General features: G+C 71.2%; 17 protein-coding genes. 11 read left to right on the top strand and 6 right to left on the bottom strand.

What is annotated here, in order from left to right; translation table 11 throughout:
- Nucleotides 1-50: 50 nt before the first annotated feature.
- The 3 genes from AMYNI_RS0130155 to AMYNI_RS0130165 are packed head-to-tail and all read right to left on the bottom strand — an operon-like array spanning nucleotide 51 to nucleotide 3,284.
- Nucleotides 51-1,217 (bottom strand): thiolase domain-containing protein, encoded by a 1,167-nt coding sequence (locus AMYNI_RS0130155; protein WP_020671822.1) that lies wholly within the window; start codon nucleotides 1,215-1,217, stop codon nucleotides 51-53.
- Nucleotides 1,217-2,272 carry a thiolase domain-containing protein gene (locus tag AMYNI_RS0130160; protein WP_020671823.1) on the bottom strand — a complete coding sequence of 352 codons (1,056 nt, stop codon included), beginning with the start codon at nucleotides 2,270-2,272 and terminating at the stop codon, nucleotides 1,217-1,219. The genes AMYNI_RS0130155 and AMYNI_RS0130160 overlap by 1 nt, the downstream gene beginning before the upstream one ends.
- 10 nt (nucleotides 2,273-2,282) lie before the next feature.
- The gene (locus AMYNI_RS0130165) at nucleotides 2,283-3,284 is read right to left on the bottom strand and encodes a Zn-ribbon domain-containing OB-fold protein (protein ID WP_020671824.1); all 1,002 of its coding nucleotides are present in this window, start codon (nucleotides 3,282-3,284) and stop codon (nucleotides 2,283-2,285) included.
- A gap of 97 nt (nucleotides 3,285-3,381) precedes the next feature.
- On the opposite strand from AMYNI_RS0130165, the gene AMYNI_RS0130170 reads away from it, so the two are divergent.
- The gene (locus AMYNI_RS0130170) at nucleotides 3,382-4,944 is read left to right on the top strand and encodes an acyl-CoA synthetase (protein ID WP_026361127.1); all 1,563 of its coding nucleotides are present in this window, start codon (nucleotides 3,382-3,384) and stop codon (nucleotides 4,942-4,944) included.
- A 67-nt stretch (nucleotides 4,945-5,011) separates the two neighbouring features.
- Here the strand turns inward: AMYNI_RS0130170 and AMYNI_RS0130175 are convergent, their stop codons facing one another.
- Nucleotides 5,012-5,806 carry a crotonase/enoyl-CoA hydratase family protein gene (locus AMYNI_RS0130175; RefSeq protein ID WP_020671826.1) on the bottom strand — a complete coding sequence of 265 codons (795 nt, stop codon included), beginning with the start codon at nucleotides 5,804-5,806 and terminating at the stop codon, nucleotides 5,012-5,014.
- 64 nt (nucleotides 5,807-5,870) lie between these two features.
- Between AMYNI_RS0130175 and AMYNI_RS0130180 the strand changes: the two genes are divergently transcribed.
- Together AMYNI_RS0130180 and AMYNI_RS0130185 are read left to right on the top strand one after the other, a co-directional pair.
- A complete protein-coding gene (locus tag AMYNI_RS0130180) occupies nucleotides 5,871-7,490 on the top strand; it encodes an acyl-CoA synthetase (protein ID WP_020671827.1) in 1,620 nt (539 codons plus the stop codon).
- Between the two features lie 11 nt (nucleotides 7,491-7,501).
- The gene (locus AMYNI_RS0130185; RefSeq protein WP_020671828.1) at nucleotides 7,502-8,608 is read left to right on the top strand and encodes an NAD(P)H-dependent flavin oxidoreductase; all 1,107 of its coding nucleotides are present in this window, start codon (nucleotides 7,502-7,504) and stop codon (nucleotides 8,606-8,608) included.
- Nucleotides 8,609-8,645: 37 nt separating this feature from the next.
- On the opposite strand, the gene AMYNI_RS0130190 is transcribed toward AMYNI_RS0130185, so the two are convergent.
- Nucleotides 8,646-9,404: an AraC family transcriptional regulator gene (locus AMYNI_RS0130190; RefSeq protein ID WP_020671829.1), complete on the bottom strand. Its 759-nt coding sequence runs from the start codon at nucleotides 9,402-9,404 to the stop codon at nucleotides 8,646-8,648.
- A 54-nt stretch (nucleotides 9,405-9,458) separates the two neighbouring features.
- Here AMYNI_RS0130190 and AMYNI_RS0130195 point away from each other — a divergent pair, with 54 nt between their 5' ends.
- The gene (locus AMYNI_RS0130195) at nucleotides 9,459-10,625 is read left to right on the top strand and encodes an MFS transporter (protein WP_020671830.1); all 1,167 of its coding nucleotides are present in this window, start codon (nucleotides 9,459-9,461) and stop codon (nucleotides 10,623-10,625) included.
- Here the strand turns inward: AMYNI_RS0130195 and AMYNI_RS0130200 are convergent.
- Nucleotides 10,622-11,869: an APC family permease gene (locus AMYNI_RS0130200; protein WP_020671831.1), complete on the bottom strand. Its 1,248-nt coding sequence runs from the start codon at nucleotides 11,867-11,869 to the stop codon at nucleotides 10,622-10,624. The genes AMYNI_RS0130195 and AMYNI_RS0130200 overlap by 4 nt on opposite strands.
- Nucleotides 11,870-11,979: 110 nt before the next feature.
- Here AMYNI_RS0130200 and AMYNI_RS0130205 point away from each other — a divergent pair, with 110 nt between their 5' ends.
- The 7 genes from AMYNI_RS0130205 (at nucleotide 11,980) to AMYNI_RS0130235 (ending at nucleotide 18,342) form a co-directional block, all read left to right on the top strand.
- Complete coding sequence (locus tag AMYNI_RS0130205) at nucleotides 11,980-12,708, top strand: GntR family transcriptional regulator (RefSeq protein WP_020671832.1); 729 nt, start codon at nucleotides 11,980-11,982, stop codon at nucleotides 12,706-12,708.
- A gap of 123 nt (nucleotides 12,709-12,831) precedes the next feature.
- A complete protein-coding gene (locus tag AMYNI_RS0130210) occupies nucleotides 12,832-13,968 on the top strand; it encodes a TIGR03364 family FAD-dependent oxidoreductase (protein ID WP_026361129.1) in 1,137 nt (378 codons plus the stop codon).
- Nucleotides 13,965-14,651 carry a phosphonatase-like hydrolase gene (locus tag AMYNI_RS0130215; protein WP_020671834.1) on the top strand — a complete coding sequence of 229 codons (687 nt, stop codon included), beginning with the start codon at nucleotides 13,965-13,967 and terminating at the stop codon, nucleotides 14,649-14,651. The genes AMYNI_RS0130210 and AMYNI_RS0130215 overlap by 4 nt, the downstream gene beginning before the upstream one ends.
- A complete protein-coding gene (locus AMYNI_RS0130220) occupies nucleotides 14,651-15,676 on the top strand; it encodes a 2-aminoethylphosphonate ABC transporter substrate-binding protein (RefSeq protein ID WP_020671835.1) in 1,026 nt (341 codons plus the stop codon). Before AMYNI_RS0130215 ends, AMYNI_RS0130220 begins: the two co-directional genes overlap by 1 nt.
- Nucleotides 15,673-16,680 (top strand): ABC transporter ATP-binding protein, encoded by a 1,008-nt coding sequence (locus tag AMYNI_RS0130225; protein WP_020671836.1) that lies wholly within the window; start codon nucleotides 15,673-15,675, stop codon nucleotides 16,678-16,680. The genes AMYNI_RS0130220 and AMYNI_RS0130225 overlap by 4 nt, the downstream gene beginning before the upstream one ends.
- Nucleotides 16,677-17,558, top strand: coding sequence for a 2-aminoethylphosphonate ABC transporter permease subunit (locus tag AMYNI_RS0130230; protein ID WP_020671837.1), 882 nt, complete (start codon nucleotides 16,677-16,679; stop codon nucleotides 17,556-17,558). The genes AMYNI_RS0130225 and AMYNI_RS0130230 overlap by 4 nt, the downstream gene beginning before the upstream one ends.
- On the top strand, nucleotides 17,536-18,342 hold the full coding sequence (locus tag AMYNI_RS0130235) for an ABC transporter permease (protein WP_020671838.1): 807 nt from the start codon (nucleotides 17,536-17,538) through the stop codon (nucleotides 18,340-18,342). The genes AMYNI_RS0130230 and AMYNI_RS0130235 overlap by 23 nt, the downstream gene beginning before the upstream one ends.
- Nucleotides 18,343-18,354 lie beyond the last annotated feature (12 nt).

The following is an 18,354-nucleotide window of genomic DNA, read 5'->3' on the forward strand; positions in this document are numbered from 1 at the left end:
CACGCCCCAGGAAAACCTGGACAACTCTTAACGGGTGCCCGCTATAGCTGTCAAGCGGCCGGCTTGGCGGCGCCGACCACCCACATGGAGAAGTACTGGGAACCGCCACCGTAGGCGTGCCCGAGCGCGACGCGCGCGCCGTCGACCTGGTAGTCGCCGGCCCGGCCCATCACCTGTTTGGCGGCTTCGGAGAAGCGCAGCATGCCGGAGGCGCCGATCGGGTTGGAGGAGAGCACTCCGCCGGACGGGTTCACCGGCAGCCTGCCGCCGAGCGCGGTCTCCCCGGCCTCGGTGATCTTCCAGCCGGCGCCCTCCGCCGCGAAACCGAGGTTCTCCAGCCACATCGGTTCGAACCAGGAGAACGGCACGTATATCTCCGCGGTGTCCACTTCGGACAGCGGGTCGGTGATGCCGGCTTCCTTCCACAGCGCGGCCGCGGCGTCCCGGCCGGCCTGCGGGTTCACCTGGTCGCGGCCGGCGAAGGTGGTCGGCTCAGTGCGCATCGCGGTCGCGTGCACCCAGGCCGCCCCGCCCGGCACCGCGTCCCCGGCCGCCTCGTCGCCGAGCACCATCGCGCAGGCGCCGTCCGAGGACGGGCAGGTCTCGTCGTAGCGGATCGGGTCCCACAGCATCTGCGACGCCTGCACCGACTCCACCGTGATCTCGCCCTGGCGCAGGTGCGCGAACGGGTTCAGCGCGCCGTTGCGCCGGTCCTTCGCGGCCACGATCGCGCCGATGTGCGACGGCGCGCCGGAGCGGCGGATGTAGGAGCGCACGTGCGGTGCGAAGTATCCGCCCGCACCGGCGCCCACCGGCATCTGGAACGGCGGCAGGATGGACAGGCCCCACATCGCGTTCGACTCGGACTGCTTCTCGAAGGCGACGGTCAGCACCCGGCGGTGCACCCCGGCCTGGATCAGCGCGGCCGCGACCAACGCGGTGGACCCGCCGACCGAGCCCGCGGTGTGCACGCGCAGCAGCGGTTTCCCGGTCGCGCCGAGGGAGTCGGCCAGGAACAGCTCCGGCATCATCACGCCCTCGAACAGGTCCGGGGCCTTGCCGAGCACGACCGCGTCGATGTCCGGCCATTCCACCCCGGCGTCGGCCATCGCCCTGTCCACGGCCTCCCGGATCAGCCCCGGCATCGAGACGTCGGTTCGCTTGGCCCGGTGGTGGGTCTGGCCGGTGCCGAGCACGGCGACTGGTTGCTTGCCCATCAGTCCATTCCCTCCAGCACGGCCACCAGGTTCTGCTGCAGCGCGGGGCCGCTGGTCGCGTGCGCGAGCGCCTTGCCGGTCTCGCCGGCGAAAATCCGCGACGCGGCCTCGCCGATCCGCGCGAGGCCGGCGGAGAACATCGGGTTGCCGGCGAGCGCGCCACCGGACGGGTTGACCCGCACCCGCTCGTCCAGGCCGAGCGCGGTGCGCAGGATCAGCTCCTGGTGGCTGAACGGCGCGTGCAGTTCGGCCAGTTCGACCCCGTCGGTGTCCAGTGCCTGCCCGGCCGCCTCGGTGGACGGCGACCCGGTCAGGTCCCGCGCGCCGAGCACCGCGGAGTCCACCCGGTGCTCGATGCCGGTGATCAGCGCCGGCCGCTCCACCAGGTCGCGGGCGCGCTCGGCGGAGGCGAGTACGACCACCGCGGCGCCGTCGGTGACCGGGGCGATGTCGTGTGCGCGCAACGGATCCGCCACGAACGGGCGGTCCAGCAGTTCGGTTGCGTCCAGCGTGCCCGAGCGCTGGGCGCCAGGGTGGCCCGCCGCGTCGGCCAGGCTCCTGGCCGCGACCTCGGCCATGTCCTTCTCGCTCCACAGCCCGGCGTCCAGGCCGAGCCGCGCCTGCAGCCCGGCGATGCTCACCGAGTCCGGCCACAGCGGGGCGACCAGGTACGGGTCCAGCTGCAGCGCCAGCACCCGGCGCAGGGTGCCGGCCGAGGACTTGCCGAACCCGTAGACCAGCGCGGTGTCCACCTCGTCCATCCGGATCTTCAGCCAGGCCTCGTACAGCGCCCACGCCGCGTCCATCTCCACATGGGACTCGTGGATCGGCGGGAAGGCGCCGATCGCGTCCACCGCCGCGATGAACGAGAACGCCCGGCCGGCAAGGTAGTCCGATGAGCCGGAGCACCAGAAACCGATGTCCTTTTTGGACAATCCGGTGCGCTCGAACACCTCGGCGAAGATCGGTACGAGCATCTCCACGCCGTTGGTGGTGCCCGGTGTCTCGCGGACGTTGGGCGCCTTTGCGAACCCGACCACGGCCACGTCTGCCATCAGCTAGCTCCTACAGGTGGTGGGCGAAGGACTCGTAGGCGGCGTCCGGCTCGCCCGTCGGTGCGAAGTGGCCGATGTTCTCCAGCGAGGTCCACCATTCTTCGCGCGGTTTCCAGGCGGCGCGGACGCGCATGCCCATCCGCACGTCGGCGGCGTCGCAGCCGAGTACCAGGTGCAGGAAGGCGATGTCCGCGCCGTCGAGCAGGATGTACGCGGCGACGTACGGCGGCTTGATGCGCTGGCCGAGGAACGGCACGTTCACGATGCAGAAGGTGGTCACGATGCCGGTGTCCGGCAGTTCGACCTCTTCGGTGGTGGGCACGCCGTCGGTCGGGCAGGACCCGCGCGGCGGGATGTAGACCTTCCGGCAGGCCGGGCAGCGCTGGCCGATCAGCCGACCCTCGGCCAGCCCGCGCAGGTACCGGCTCTCCTCCGGGGACGCGGAGTGCTGGTAGCGCAGGTGCACCGGGGTGACCACGATGCTCGCCGGCGCGCCGTCCTCGCGTTCGGCGACTGGCGGCGGGTCGGGCATCGGCGCGGGTTCCGGCTCTTCCGGCGCGTCGGCCGGGACGAAGTAGGCGATGTCGCGGATGTGCCCGATCGGCTCATCGGCCCATCGCACGCGAACCCGCATCCCGGTGCGCATCCGCTCCGGCGTGCCGGCGTCCACCGCGTGCAGCAGCGCGGTGTCCGCCCCGTCCAGCCTGATCAGCGCCCAGCCGAAGGGGCGCTGGACCGGTTGCCCGGCAAGGGGTTCGGCCATCCACGACCAGGACAGCACGGTGCCGTCGGTGCCAACCGGGACGAACTCCGACAGTGCCTCGGCGGTCACCGGGTCGTACTCCACCGGTGGGACGTGCACCCGGCCGTCCGAGCCGCGGACGCCTTCGACGCGCCGTTCGCGGAGGCCGTTCACGAAGCGGCCGAGCACCGGCCCGACGGACCTGGTGTAGTCGAAGCCGACGTCGAGCGGCGCGGAGAGCGGGGGTTCTTCGGCGGTGCTGGCAGTCACCTCAGAAGTGAAACACGTTCTCGAAATCTCGGCAAGGCGCTGTCCCGCCTAGCTTCACCGCCTTGCTTCAAAGTGGAACGAGTTCTAGATTTGGGCTATGTCTACTGTCGCGAGCACCCTTGGCCTGTGGAACATCGCTGCCGAGAGCCCCCAGGCTCGTGCCGTGGTGAACCCGGACGGCACCGAGATCGGCTACGGCGAGCTGGCCGCGAAGGCCAACACCTACGCGCGGGGTCTGCGGACCCTCGGCCTGGAGACCGGCGACGCGATCGTGGTGCTGCAACCCAACGGCGACGAGCTGCTGGCCGCCTACTTCGCCGCGATCCAGTCCGGGCTCTACGTGGTGGTGGTGAACTGGCACCTGGTCGGCCCCGAGGTCGCCTACATCCTGGCCGACAGCGGGGCGAAGGCGTTCCTGGCGCACGAACGGTTCGCCGAGGTCGCGGTGGCCGCCGCGGACGAGGCCGGGCTGCGGCCCGAGGCCAGGTTCGCGGTCGGCGAGGTGCCGGGGTTCCGGCGCATCGAAGAACTCGGCTCCGGCGAGGGTGACGGCAGGCCGGCCGACCGGACCGCGGGCTCGCCGATGCTCTACACCTCGGGCACCACCGGCAGGCCGAAGGGCGTGCGGCGGCCGCTGACCGGAGCCGACCCCGACCAGGTGCCGGCCGCGTCGACCTGGTTCTTCGGCATCTACGGGCTGACCCCCTTCGACGGGCACGTGCACCTGTGCGGCTCGCCGCTCTACCACACCGCGGTGCTCAACTTCGTGGCGATCTCGCTGCAGCTCGGCCACCCCGCGGTGCTGATGGACCGCTGGGACCCGGCGGAGATGCTGCGGCTGATCGAGCGGTACCGGGTGACGCACAGCCACATGGTGCCCACCCAGTTCCGCCGGCTGCTGGCGTTGCCGGAGGAGGTGCGGACGCAGTACGACCTGTCCTCGCTGCGGAACATGATCCACGGCGCGGCGCCGTGCCCGCTGGAGGTCAAGCGGCGGATGCTGGACTGGTGGGGCCCGGTGGTCACCGAGTACTACGCGGCCACCGAAGGCGGCGGCACGGTGATCAGCGGCGAGGACTGGCTGCGCAAGCCCGGTTCGGTGGGCACGGCCTGGCCGGGATCGACCATCAAGGTGCTCGACGACGAGGGCGTCGAGCTGCCGCCGGGCGAGGTCGGCACGGTCTACATGAAGATGGGCGACTCGAAGTTCGAGTACCACAAGGACAAGGCGAAGACGGAGAAGGCGAGGGTCGGCGACCTGTTCACCCTCGGCGACGTCGGGCACCTCGACGAGGACGGCTACCTCTTCCTGCACGACCGCAAGGCGGACCTGATCATCTCCGGCGGGGTGAACATCTACCCGGCGGAGATCGAAGGCGAGCTGGTGATGCATCCCAAGGTCGCGGACGTGGCGGTGTTCGGGGTGCCGCACGCGGACTGGGGTGAGGAGATCAAGGCCGTGGTGCAGCCGGCGCCAGGCGTCGAGCCGGGGGACGCGCTGACCGAGGATCTGCTCGGCTACGCGAAGGGCAGGCTGGCGAAGTTCAAGCTGCCCAAGAGCGTCGACTACGTCACCGAGCTGCCCCGCGACCCCAACGGCAAGCTCTACAAGCGCAAGCTCCGCGACCCCTACTGGACCACCCACGACCGCGCCATCTGACCTGATGCAGCGAAGGCCACCTTCACTGCGTTGAACGCAGGCAAGGTGGCCTTCGCTGCGTGGGTCCTCAGCGGTCGCGGAAGACGGGGGTGCGCTTCTCGGCGAAGGCGCGCGGGCCCTCCTTGGCGTCCTCGCTGGCGAACACGGTCATGCCGTACTGGGCGTCCAGCTTGAATGCCTCCTCCTCGTGCATGCCCTCGGTGTCCCGCATGGTGCGCAGGATCGCGCGCACCGCGAGGGGACCGTTCGCGGCGATCAGCCCGGCCAGTTCGAGCGCCTTGTCCAGTGCGGTGCCGTCCGGCACCAGATGCCCGATCAGGCCGATGTCCCTGGCTTCCGCGGCGGTGATGTGCCGCCCGGTGAGCAGCAGGTCGGCGGCCACCGTGTACGGGATCTGCCGGGGCAGCCGGACCGCGGACCCGCCCATCGGGAACAGGCTCCACCGAGCCTCGGAGACGCCGAACTTCGCGCTCTCCCCGGCCACCCGCAGGTCGGTGCCCTGCAGGATCTCGGTGCCGCCGGCGATCGCGGGCCCCTCGACCGCGGCGATCAGCGGTTTGCTCAGCCGCCTGCCTTTGAGCAGGCCCTCGATCCGGCTGGGGTCGAAGGTGCCGCGTTCGAACGAGGTGCTGGGGGAGTTGCGGGCCATCGACTTGAGGTCGGCGCCGGCGCAGAAGGCCCCGCCGGCGCCGGTCAGCACGCAGGCCCGGATCTCCGGATCGGTGTCCACCCTGTCCCAGGCCTCGACCATGATCGCCAGCATCTCGCCGGTGAGCGCGTTGCGCGCCTCGGGCCGGTTCATCGTGACGATCAGGGTGTGTTCGCGCTGCTCGACCAGCGCGTGCGGAGCGTTCTCGGCCATCCTGCCGCCCTTCGAACTGATATCTGCCATTGCCCAGAACGATAACATGTTCTAATTTAACGGGGTGGCTCTTAACATCGCGGATCTCATCGAGCACGCCGTCGACGCCGTGCCGGATCGCCCGGCGATCATCTGCGGCGATCGGCAGGTCACCTTCGAGCAGCTGGAGGAGCGCGCCAACCGGCTGGCCCACCATCTGGCGGCGCACGGTGTGGGGCAGGGCTCCCACATCGGCGTCTACTCCCGGAACTCCATCGAGACGCTGGAAGCGATGTTCGCGGCGTACAAGCTGCGCGCGATCGCGGTCAACGTGAACTACCGGTACGTGCAAGGCGAACTGCGCTACCTGTTCGAAAATGCCGACCTGGTCGCGCTGGTACACGAACAGCGGTATGCGGACAAGGTCGCCGACGTACTACCGGAAACCCCGAAACTGAAACACGTTGTCGTCATCGAGGACGAAAGCGACGGGGACTTTTCCGGCTATCACGGCGTACCGTATGAAGACGCGCTGGCGGAGGGTTCGCCGGAGCGGGACTTCGGTGAGCGCAGCGCCGACGACCTCTACATCCTCTACACCGGCGGCACCACCGGCTATCCCAAGGGCGTGCTCTGGCGGCACGAGGACATCTGGCGCGCGCTCGGCGGCGGCATCAACTTCGTCACCGGCGAGTACGTGCCCGACGAGTGGACGCTGGCCGAACAGGGCAAGACCGGCGCGCTGGTCCGGCTGCCAGCCGCGCCGCTGATCCACGGTGCCGCCCAGTGGGCCGCGTTCGGTGCGTTGTTCATGGGCAGCCCGGTGGTGTTCGTCCCGCAGTTCGACCCGCACGAGATCTGGAAGGCCGTGCAGGAGCACAAGGTCCAGGTGCTCACGATCGTCGGCGACGCGATGGCGAGGCCGCTGATCGAGGCCTACACCGAGGGCGGCTACGACGCATCCTCACTGGCCGCGGTGTCCAGTCACGCCGCGCTTTTCTCGCACAGCGTCAAGCAGCAGTTCCTGGAGCGGCTGCCGAACGTGGTGATCACCGACGCGATCGGCTCCTCGGAGAGCGGGTTCACCGGGATCGGCATGGTCAGCAAGGACGCGGACCATTCGGCCGGCCCGCGGGTCAGCTTCGGCAAGGACGCGATCCTGCTGGACGACGATGGCCGCAAGGTGGACGCCGAACCGGGCGCGATCGGCCTGATCGCCCGGCGCGGGCACGTGCCGCTGGGCTACTACAAGGACGAGGCGAAGAGCAAGACGATCTTCGTCGAGGTGGACGGCGCGCGGTACGTGGTGCCCGGCGACTACGCCCGCTACGAGCAGGACGGCACGGTCACCCTGCTCGGCCGCGGTTCGCAGTGCGTGAACACCGGCGGCGAGAAGGTCTACCCCGAAGAGGTCGAAGGCGCGCTCAAGTCCCATCCGGACGTGTTCGACGCGCTGGTGATCGGCATCCCGGACGAGCGGCTCGGCCAGCGGGTGGCCGCGGTGATCCAGGCAAGGCCGGGCGGCACCCCCGACTTCGCCGCGATCGAAGCCCATGTGCGGACCGAGATCGCCGGCTACAAGGTGCCGAGAAGCCTTTGGCTGGCAACGGAAATCGGCCGTTCCCCGAGCGGGAAGCCGGACTACCCGTGGGCTCAGCGCTACGCCGCCGAGCACGAACCCGCCGTCTCGCCCCAGAACGCCTGAGCAGGAGAACGATGCGCACCTCCCTGTGTGACACGCTCGGTATCGAGCACCCGATCCTGGGTTTCACCCCGTCCGAGCACGTGGCCGCGGCGCTGAGCCGGGCCGGCGGGTTCGGCGTGCTCGGCTGCGTGCGGTTCAACGACGCGGCCGAGCTGGACCGGGTGCTGGACTGGATGGACGCGAACACCGACGGCAAGCCGTACGGCGTGGACATCGTGATGCCGGCGAAGATCCCGGCCGAGGGCAGCTCGATGGACCTCGGCAAGATGATCCCGGACGAGCACCGCGCGTTCGTGGAGCGCACGCTCGACCAGCTCGGCGTGCCCGAGCTGCCGGACGACACGGACGAACGCGCCGGCGTGCTCGGCTGGCTGCACTCGGTGGCCAGGTCCCATGTGGAGGTCGCGCTCCGGCATCCGATCAAGCTGATCGCGAACGCGCTCGGCTCACCACCGGTGGACGTGATCGAGCAGGCGCACGCGCGCGGGGTGCCGGTTGCCGCGCTGGCAGGCAAGGCGGAGCACGCCGTGCGGCATGTCGACAACGGGGTGGATTTCGTTGTCGCACAAGGATATGAGGCCGGCGGGCACACCGGCGAGATCGCCTCCATGGTGCTGCTGCCGGAGATCGTGGACGCGGTCGGGGACCGGGCGCCGGTGCTCGCCGCCGGCGGTATCGGCTCCGGCAGGCAGATGGCCGCCGCGCTGGCGCTTGGCGCGTCGGGCGTGTGGATGGGCTCCTACTGGCTGGCCACCGAGGAGTACCTGCAGACCATGTCCGACTCCACGGCCATGCAGCGGGCGCTGCTGGACGCGGGCTCGTCGGACACCGTGCGCACCAGGATCTACACCGGGAAACCGGCCAGGCTGCTCAAGACCCGCTGGACCGAGGCGTGGTCCGCGCCGGACGCGCCTGACCCGCTGCCGATGCCCCTGCAGAACCTGCTGGTCTCGCACGCGCACAACCGGATCCACGAGGCGGACGACCCGTCCGTGGTGTCCATGCCGGTGGGCCAGATCGTCGGCAGGATGAACGAGGTCCGCCCGGTGGCCGAGATCGTCGAGGAGCTCCTCCGCGACTACGAAGCCACCCTTTCCCGCCTAGATAAGACTCGCTGAGGGTCGTGAGTGAAAAGTGTTGTCCCAGCAACACTTTTCACTCACGACCGGTGAGCAGCGCGTTCTGGTGGGAGCCGGGTGTCCGGCCGACGAAGCCGGTGAACACGGCGATGAACTCGCTGGGGTTCGCCCAGCCGCAGCGGTGCGCGGTCGCCGAGACGGACTCGCCCTTGGCCAGCAGCTCCAGGGCGTGCACCAGCCTGATGTGCGTGCGCCACTGGTGCACGGTGATGCCGAGCTCCCGCCGGCACAGGCGCAGCAGGGTGCGCGTGCTGGTACCGCTCGCGCGGGCGATTTCCCCGACGCTGTAACGGTTTCCCGGCTCGGCGAGCAACAGGTCCTCGACTGCGCGCAGCCGGTCGTCACGCGGCGCCGGCAGCAGCAGCGGCGGGTCCGGCACGGCGTGCAGCCGGTCCAGGGTGACCTGTTCCAGCCGGCGCCGCTCGGCCGCGCTCGCCGGCGGGTCTTCCACCAGGGTCAGGATCAGTTCCCGCAGCAACGGCGGCACCGCGATGATCGCGGGCGCCCCGGTCAGCCCGGGTTTGCGGAAGCCGGCCGGGAAGAGCAGCGTCCGCAGCACGGACGGGCCGAGCGCCAGGTGGGTGTGCTCGATCCCGGCCGGGATCCACACCGCGCGCTGGGCGGGGGCCACCCAGGTGCCCGCGGGGGTGGTCACGGACAGCACGCCGGAGGCGGCGTAGACCAGCTGGTTCCGGTCGTGCTGGTGCGGCTCGACCCGCTCCCCGGCGCGCAGCGGCCGCCCGCCCGGCACCAGTGGCTGACCGATTTCCGGCATAACTTGGCACTCTACCGCTAATAGGTCGCCACCGGCGGCGGTCAGGATCAAGGCATGACCGTTACCGCCGAGGCCGGCGTCCGTTCCCGCCGGGATCTGGTGGTGCTCACCGCCGGGCACCTGATCGACGACCTCTACCAGGGCGCCGTGCCGGCACTGGTGCCCTTCTTCGTGGCCGCGCACCAGTGGAGCTATGCGGAGGCGAGCGGGATCACCCTGGCCGCGACGCTGCTCTCCTCGGTGGTGCAGCCGGTGTTCGGGCTGCTCACCGACCGGCGGCCGATGCCGTGGCTGGTGCCGGTTGGCATGAGCGTGGCCGGCGCCGGGATCGGCCTGTCCGGGCTGACCTCCTCCTACCTGATGACCTGGCTGGCGATCGCGCTGTCCGGGCTGGGCGTCGCCGCCTATCACCCGGAGGCGGCCAGGCTGGCGCGGGTGGCCAGCAGGGGCAGCCACACCGCGATGAGCTGGTTCTCCGTGGGCGGCAGCACCGGTTTCGCGCTCGCGCCGGTCGCGGTGGCGCCGCTGCTGGAGACCTTCGGGGTGACCGCGACCTGGCCGCTGCTGGTGCCCGCGCTGGCCGGTGCGGCGCTGACCACGGTGCTGTTGCGCTCGACGCTGCGCGCCGCGCGTGCGGCCCCGCCGAAGCGACGGGCCGTCGAGCCCGTCCGCGACGACTGGCCCGCCTTCGCCAAGCTCACCGTGGTGATCATCGCCAGGTCGATCGCGGTCTTCGGGCTTGGCACCTTTCTCGCCCTGTTCGTTCAGCAGCGGCTGGCCGCGGGCGTGGTCACCGGTGAGGTCGCGCTCGTGCTGTTCTACGGCACCGGTGCGGTGGGCATCCTGTTCGGCGGCCGGTTCGCCGGCCGCTGGGGCCGGGCCGCCGTGCTGCGCGTCTCCTACGCGCTCGGCGTGCCGGCGATGGCGGGGCTGGCGCTGGTGCCGGGCCCGGTGATCTTCGGCTTCATCGTGGCCACCGCGCTGGCGCTGTTCGTGCCGTTCTCCCTGCACGTCACGCTCGGGCAGGACTACCTGCCGAACCGGGTCGGCACCGCCAGCGGGGTCACCCTCGGGCTGGCGGTCAGCGTCGGCGGGCTGGCCGCGCCGGTACTGGGCGGTCTCGCCGACGCCACCGGCCTCCGCACCGCGCTCGTCGTGCTGATCGCGATGCCGCTGCTCGCTGCGCTGATGTCGCTGCGGATTCCGGACATCGACCGCTAACGGCCGCGCACCAGCTTGCGTCCGAAGTAGACCAGCGCGCCGAACGCGAGCACCGCGCAGCCGGCGAGCACCGAGGACAGCGGCAGGCTGAAGGCGAGGACCACGCAGCCGGTCAGACCGAGCACGCAGACCAGCCTGCTGCCGCCGGTGCGCAGGGTGAGCGCGGACGCGTTGGCGATCGCGTAGTAGACGAGCACGGCGAACGAGGAAAACCCGATCACAGCACGGAGATCGGCCACCGACACCAGGATCGCGACGGTCACGCCGACCGCGACCTCGGCCCGGTGCGGCACCCCGAACCGCGGGTGCACCGCGGCCAGCGCGGTGGGCAGGTGCGCGTCCCTGGACATCGCCAGCACGGTCCTGGACACACCGAGCACCAGCGCCAGCAACGCGCCGAGCGCGGCCAGCGCGGCACCGGCGCGGACCACCGGGGCGAGCCAGGGCAGGGAGGTCCGGGAAACCGCGTACGCCAAGGGATCCGGCAGTTCGCCGAGCAGCAGCGGGCCGAGCTGGAACAGCAGGAAGACGGCCACCAGCGCGTAGACCGCCAGCGTTATGCCCAGTGCCAGGGAAATGGCGCGCGGGATGGTGCGGGCCGGGTCGCGGACCTCCTCGCCGAGCGTGGCGATCCGCGCGTAGCCGGCGAAAGCGAAGAACAGCAGCCCGGCCGCTTCCAGGACGCCGCCCGCGCTCGCACCGGGGAACGGGCTCAGCCGGCCGGGATGCGGGTCACCGGTGAAGGCGATCGCCACCACCGCGGCGGCCAGCACGGTCAGCGTGATGGTCACGATCAGCCGGGTCGCCTTCGCCGAACGCTGCACCCCCCGGTAGTTCACCGCGGTCAGCGCGAGCACCACGGCCACCGCGAGCACGGTCTGCCACAGCCGGTCCAGCCAGGGTGCCGCGTAGGCCGCCACGGTCAGCGCCATCGCCGCGCAGCTCGCCGTCTTGCCGGTGACGAAACCCCAGCCTGCCAGGTAGCCCCAGAATTCCCCGAGCCTTTCCCGGCCGTACACATAGGTTCCGCCGGAGGACGGATAGCGCGCGGCGAGCCTGGCCGACGAGTTCGCGTTGCAGTAGGCCACCACCGCGGCCAGTGCCAGCCCGATCAGCAGCCCGGATCCGGCCGAACGAGCCGCCGGGGCGAAGGCCACGAACACGCCCGCACCGATCATCGAACCGAGGCCGAGCACGGTCGCGTCCATGCTGCCCAGCCTGCGGGCGAGTTGATCTGCCGCCATGCTGCCGCCCTGCTTCGTCGTCTTCGAGGGGAAACCCGTGCGGCCCTACCCTAAGCTCAGTCGTCGTGCACGCACGCTCAGAACCTACTGTTCATCCCGCGGACGGCCCGGTGCGGGACGGAATCCCGGAACACGGCCGGATTCCGCGCTACTACGCGGTGAAGGTCGAGCTGCTCGAATTGATCGCCGAGCTCGGCGAGAACGCCGTGCTGCCCACCGAACGCGAGCTGTGCGAGCGCTTCGACGTGTCCAGGGCGACCGTGCGCCAGGCGGTGAGCGAGCTGGTGCTGGAGGGCAGGCTGCGCCGGCGGCAGGGCAGCGGCACCTTCGTCGCCGGGCCGAAGCTGGTGCAGCCGCTGGCGCTGGTGAGCTACACGGAGGGGCTGCGGCAGCAGGGCATCGAACCCGGCCGCACGCTGATCACGCTGGAGCGGCGGCCTGCGGACCGCGGACTCGCGACGGAGCTGAAGATCGAGCCGGGGGAGGAGGTGGTGCACATCGAACGGGTGCTGCTGGCCGATCTCGAGCGGGTCGGCCTGGAGTCGACTTATCTCACCGCGGCCCAGTTTCCTACCCTGCTCGACGTGTTCGACCCCAAGGAGTCCCTCTACGCCTGCCTTCGCGAGCGGCTCGGGGTGAAGTTCGCCGGTGCCGAGGAACGGATGGAGACGGTGCTGGCCACGCCGCGGGAGGCGCTGCTGATCGGCACCAACCCGGCGCTGCCGATGCTGCTCATGCACCGCGTCTCCTGGGGCCCGGACGGCACGCCCTTCGAGCGGGTCCGCTCGCTCTATCGCGGCGACCGGTTCAGCTTCATGACCCGCCTTGGCCCGCTCTGAACGGGCGACGACGGATTAAGGTCACAAAACGGTAACTCATCCGGTCCAATATTCCGGGGCGGTTAACCCGGCGTTGCCCATCGGTCCACCGGATGTTCGCCGCCGCGGGCGAACGTGTGCGGCGTGCGAATACTCATCGTTGGCGGCGGCGTGCTCGGCACCATGCACGCCTGGCAGGCCGTGGAACGCGGCCATGACGTGGTGCAGCTCGAACGCGAACCCGAAGCCAGAGGGGCTTCGGTGCGCAACTTCGGCCTGGTCTGGGTCGGCGGCAGGGCGTCCGGTGCGGAACTGGACACCGCGCTGCGGGCGCGCACCCTGTGGGCCGGTATCGGTGCCCGCGTGCCCGGCCTGGGCTTCCGCGCGAACGGCTCGCTGACCGTGCTGCGCACCGAAGCCGAGCACGCGGTCGCCGGCGAGGTCGTGGCCGGGGCGGAGGCCGCCGACCGCGGCTTCAAACTGCTCGACGCCACCGAGACCCGCCAGCTCAACCCCGCGCTGCGCGGCGACTTCCTCGGCGCACTGTGGTGCGACCGGGACGCCGCGGTGGAACCGAGGGTGGCCCAGCCAGCCCTGCGCGCCGCGCTGGCCGAGACCGGCCGTTACCGCTGGCTGCCCGGCCGCGAAGTCCGCGATCTGACCGGGCACGGGGTTCCCGGTGTTCGCGGTGTTCATGATGACCGCGGTGAACGGCACGAGGCGGACCTGGTGCTGTTGTGCACCGGAGCCTGGCTCGGCGGCCTGGCCCGCGAGCTGACCGAAGACCTGCCGGTCCGCCGGGTCCGGCTGCAGATGGCGCAGACCGAGCCGCTCGGCGAGCCGCTCACCACTTCCGTCGCCGACGGCGACAGCTTCCGCTACTACCCGGCCTATCGCGGCCCGGCGTTGGACGCGCTGAACCGCGAGCAGCCGCAGCGAGGGGTCGCGGCCACCGAAGCCATGCAGCTGCTCATGGTGCAGCGCGCGGACGGCGGCCTGACCGTCGGCGACACGCACGGCTACCAGGAGCCGTTCCCGTTCGACCTGGACGAAGCACCCTACGACCACCTGCGCGCGGTCTCCGAGGCACTGCTCGGCCGTCCGCTGCCCCCGATCCGCCGCCGGTGGGCGGGGATCTACGCGCAGACCACCGACCCGGAGCGGGTGGTGCACCGCGCCGAAGTCGCACCGGGCACCTGGCTGATCACCGGGCCGGGCGGGCGGGGCATGACCTGCGCGCCGGCCATCGCCGAAGACACTGCCGAGGAGGCGGGACTGTGAACACCGAGCACACCGAACTTGCCGTACTGGACATGGCCGGCACCACCGTTGCCGACGACGGACTGGTCGAACTCGCCTTCACCGCGGCGATCGACGCGGCCGGAGTGTCCGAAACAGACGATCGTTACCAGGGCATGCTCAGCTACGTCCGGGACACCATGGGGCAGTCGAAGATCACCGTGTTCCGCGCGCTGCTGGACGACGAGCAGCTCGCGCAGCGGGCCAACACCGAGTTCCAGCAGACCTACGAGAAGCTGATCGCGGACGGCCGGTGCGCGCCGATCCCCGGTGCCGAAGCGGCCATCCGCGCACTGCGGGAGGCCGGGGTCAAGGTGGTGCTGAGCACCGGGTTCGCCCCGGCCACCCAGCTCGCCATCCTGGACGCGCTCGGCTGGCACGAACTGGCCGACTTCGCGCTGGCGCCCGGCGAAGGTGTGCGCGGGCGCCCCTATCCCGACCTGGTGCTGGCCGCCGCGCTGCGCGCCGGGGTGAGCGACGTCCGCGCGATCGCGGTCGCCGGGGACACCCCGACGGACGTCCGCGCCGGGCTGAGCGCTGGTGCCTCGGTGGTGGCCGGGGTGCTCACCGGGGCCGGCAGCCGCGAGCAGTTCGAAGGCGCCGGCGCTACCCACGTTCTCGACTCCGTCCGTGATCTGCCCGAACTGCTGAGGAAGGGCAACTGATGAGATCCAAGACGCTCGCGCTGGTCGGGCTGCTGGCCGTAGTGCTCGCCGGTTGTGGCGGTACCGCCGGCGGCTCGGCAGAGAACACCGTCACGCTGTACACAGTGGACGGTCTGGAAGACTGGTACACCAAACGTTTCGAGGAGTTCAAGGCGCAGACCGGGATCACCGTGCAGGTGGTCACGGCGGGCTCCGGCGAGGTTGCTTCCCGGGTGGAGCGGGAGAAGGCCAACCCGCAGGCCGACGTGCTGGTGACGCTTCCCCCGTTCATCCAGCGGGCGGCCGCGGCCGGAGTGCTCACGCCGTCCGCGATCGCCGGGGTGGACCAGGTGCCGGCTCCGTTGCGCGACCAGCAGGGCCGCTACGCCGCGATGGTCGACAACCACCTCGACTTCATCTACCACCCGGGCCAGGCCGGTCCGCCGCCGCGCACCTGGGACGACCTGCTCGACCCGCGGTTCCAGGGCAAGATCCAGTACTCCACCCCCGGTGAGGCCGGGGACGGCACCGCGGTGCTGCTGCTCCTGCAGCACGTGCTCGGCGAGCAGGGCGCGCTGGACTACCTCGCCAGGCTGGAGGCGAACAACGTCGGGCCGTCCTCGTCCACCGGCAAGCTGCAACCCAAGGTGGCCAAGGGCGAGCTGGCGGTGGCCAACGGCGACGTGCAGATGAACCTCGCCGAACTGGACTCGGGCGGCGGCGGCTTCGAGCTCTTCTTCCCAGCCGACGCGAACGGGAAGCGGACCACCCTTTCGCTGCCGTACTACGCCGGTCAGGTCACCGGCGGTCCGCACGCGGACAACGCGAAGAAGCTGCTGGACTTCCTCTTCTCGGCCGAGGTGCAGGCGAAAACCCTGGAGGCATACGGCACCCCGACCCGTGCCGACGTCACCACCGACGGGCCGCAGGCGCGGAAGGTGCAGGCGGTGCTGGACGGGGTCGAGGTCTGGCAGGCCGACTGGACCGCGGTGCTCGGCAGGCTGGACGCCGACCTCGCCGCCTACAAGAAGGCCGTGGGCCGGTGACTCCCGCGGTCGAGCTGCGCGACCTGTCGGTCCATTTCGGACAGACCTTGGCGCTGTCCCGGCTCAACCTGACCGTGCGCCGGGGCGAGACGATGGCCCTGCTCGGCCCTTCCGGGTCCGGGAAGTCGACCGCGCTGAAGGCGCTGGCCGGGTTCGTCCGGCCCAGCACGGGACGGGTGCTGCTCGACGGCACCGACGTGACCGGCCTGCCGCCGTACCGCCGGGGTCTCGGCGTGGTGGTGCAGAGCTACGCGTTGTTCCCGCATCTGCGCGTGGCCGACAACGTCGCCTTCGGCCTGCGGGCGCGGAAACTGCCGCGGGCGCAGGTGGCCGACCGGGTGCGGGAAGTGCTCGAGCTGGTCGGCATGGGCGGGTTCGCGCGCCGGTTCCCGCGCCAGCTCTCCGGCGGCCAGCAGCAGCGGGTGGCCATCGCCAGGGCGCTGGCCATCCGGCCGAAGGTGCTGCTGCTGGACGAGCCGCTGTCCGCACTGGACGCCGCGCTGCGCGAGGAGCTGGTGGCCGAGCTGCTCCGGCTGCGCGCCGAACTGCCGGACACCACGCTGATCTACGTCACGCACGACCAGAGCGAAGCGCTCGCGCTGGCCGACCGGATCGCGGTGCTGGCCGACGCGCGACTGGTCGAGGAAGGCCCGGCCGAACGGTTGTACCACCGGCCGGAAACCGAGTTCACCGCCGGTTTCCTCGGCGCGTCCAACCTGATCCCCGCCGAGCTGCTCCATGAAGGCGGGGCCGAGTTGGTCGCGGTGCGGCCGCACCGGATCGCGGTGCACGCCGACCCGGCCACCGGGGCGTTGACCGCGCGGCTGGTCGGCGTGCGGTGGCGCGGCAGCGACTACCGGCTGGAGCTGGAGCTGGCGACCCCGGCGGGGCCGCGCCGCATCCGCGCGGACGTGCCGGAGGTGGCCGGGCTGCCCGCGGTTGGCACCGCGGTCGGACTGTCCATTCCGGACGGTTGCACGCTGGTCCCGGCCGGTCTCCGATGACCGCCGAGGTTTTGTCGCGGGCCCCGCGGCAGGCGCCCCGCCCGGAGTCCCCGCCGGGGCGCCCGCTCCGGTGGGTCTGGCTGCTGCCGCCGCTGGTGGTGCTGCTCGGCTTCTTCGGCTACCCGCTGGTGCTGGTGGTCCGCCAGTCGCTGCTGTCCGGCAGCGGCGAGTTCGGATTCTCGGTGTGGCGCGAAGTGGTCACCTCGGCCGAGTTCGCGGACGCGGTCTGGCGGACGATCTCGCTCGCGCTCGGCACCACCGCGGGCTGCGTCCTGCTGGGCACCTTCCTGGCACTGGTGATCGCCTTCGTGCCGTTTCCCGGCGCCCGCCTGCTGTCCAGGCTGGTGGACACGGTGCTCGCCTTCCCGTCCTTCCTGATCGCGCTCGCGTTCACCTTCCTCTACGGCGGGGCCGGCGTACTGGGCGCACTGTTCGGCACCTCGGGCGGTTTCCTCTACTCGCCGTGGGGCGTGCTGCTCGCGGAGATCACCTTCTACACCCCGTTCGTGCTGCGGCCCGCGCTGGCCGCGTTCGGCCAGGTCTCCGGCGCGCAGCTGGACGTGGCGGCCAGCCTTGGCGCGCGGCCGTGGCGGGTGCTGCGGCAGGTGGTGCTCCCGGAGGCACTGCCCGCGCTGGCCTCCGGTGCCTGCCTGACCATGCTGCTGGCCGCCAGCGAGTTCGGCATCGTGCTGTTCACCGGCGCCAAGGACGTGCTCACCCTGCCGATCCTGGTCTACAGCAAGGGAATCGTCACAGGGGAGTACTCGGCGGCCTGCGTGGTCGCGGTGGTCAATGTGCTGCTGTCGATGACGCTGTACGGCGTGTACCGCTGGGCCGTGTCGAAGGGAGAACGCCGTGCTGCTGTGGACCCGGCGTAGCAAGCTGCTGGCCTGGGCCGTGTTCGCGGTGCTGTTCACCGTGATCGTGCTGGCCCCGCTGGTGATGATCGTGCTCGCGTCGGTGGCGGGCTCGTGGACCGGGGCGCTGCCCGGCGCGCTGACCGGGGCGCATTTCGCCGAGGCGCTCTCCGGCGAGAACCTGGCCAGCCTGTCGGTCAGCGTGCAGACCGGGCTGATCGCGTCCGCGGGCTCGGTGCTGCTCGGCACCTGGGGCGCGCTGGCCGTGCCCGAGGTGTCCCGGGTTCCACCATGGCTGCGGCGGATCGTGGACACCGTGTTCCACCTGCCGATCGCGGTGCCCTCGGTGGTGCTCGGGCTCGGCCTGCTGGTCGCGTTCAGCGGGCCGCCGCTGATCCTGAACGGCACCCGCTGGATCGTGCTGCTCGGGCACCTGATGATCGTGCTGCCGTTCAGCTACAGCACGGTCTCCGCCGCGGTCTCCCGTGCCGACCCGCTGCTGGCGCAGGCCGCGGCCAGCCTCGGCGCGCCGCCGGCGATGGTGCTGCTGCGGGTCCGGCTGCCGGTGCTGCTGCCCGCGATGTCCGCCTCGGCCGGGCTGGCGCTGGCGATGTCGATGGGGGAGCTGGGCGCGACCATGATGCTGTACCCGCCGGACTGGCGGACCCTGCCGGCCGGGATCTTCGCGCTGACCGCACGCGGGCAGGTCTTCCTCGCCTCGGCCAGCACGGTGTTGCTGCTGGTGGTGACCCTGGCCGGGCTGGTCGCGGTCGGGCTGCTGCGCGGGCGCACCGCGGAAAGGTGAGCCGTGGTGCAA

The sequence above is a fragment of the Amycolatopsis nigrescens CSC17Ta-90 genome, from assembly GCF_000384315.1.
Taxonomy (GTDB): domain Bacteria; phylum Actinomycetota; class Actinomycetes; order Mycobacteriales; family Pseudonocardiaceae; genus Amycolatopsis; species Amycolatopsis nigrescens.

Coding starts and splice junctions, on each gene's coding strand:
- AMYNI_RS0130185 (WP_020671828.1), top strand. CDS start 7,502: ATGCGCACCTCCCTGTGTGACACGCTCGGTATCGAGCACCCGATCCTG.
- AMYNI_RS0130155 (WP_020671822.1), bottom strand. CDS start 1,217: ATGGGCAAGCAACCAGTCGCCGTGCTCGGCACCGGCCAGACCCACCAC.
- AMYNI_RS0130230 (WP_020671837.1), top strand. CDS start 16,677: ATGACCGCCGAGGTTTTGTCGCGGGCCCCGCGGCAGGCGCCCCGCCCG.
- AMYNI_RS0130175 (WP_020671826.1), bottom strand. CDS start 5,806: ATGGCCGAGAACGCTCCGCACGCGCTGGTCGAGCAGCGCGAACACACC.
- AMYNI_RS0130220 (WP_020671835.1), top strand. CDS start 14,651: ATGAGATCCAAGACGCTCGCGCTGGTCGGGCTGCTGGCCGTAGTGCTC.
- AMYNI_RS0130195 (WP_020671830.1), top strand. CDS start 9,459: ATGACCGTTACCGCCGAGGCCGGCGTCCGTTCCCGCCGGGATCTGGTG.
- AMYNI_RS0130190 (WP_020671829.1), bottom strand. CDS start 9,404: ATGCCGGAAATCGGTCAGCCACTGGTGCCGGGCGGGCGGCCGCTGCGC.
- AMYNI_RS0130170 (WP_026361127.1), top strand. CDS start 3,382: ATGTCTACTGTCGCGAGCACCCTTGGCCTGTGGAACATCGCTGCCGAG.
- AMYNI_RS0130200 (WP_020671831.1), bottom strand. CDS start 11,869: ATGGCGGCAGATCAACTCGCCCGCAGGCTGGGCAGCATGGACGCGACC.
- AMYNI_RS0130160 (WP_020671823.1), bottom strand. CDS start 2,272: ATGGCAGACGTGGCCGTGGTCGGGTTCGCAAAGGCGCCCAACGTCCGC.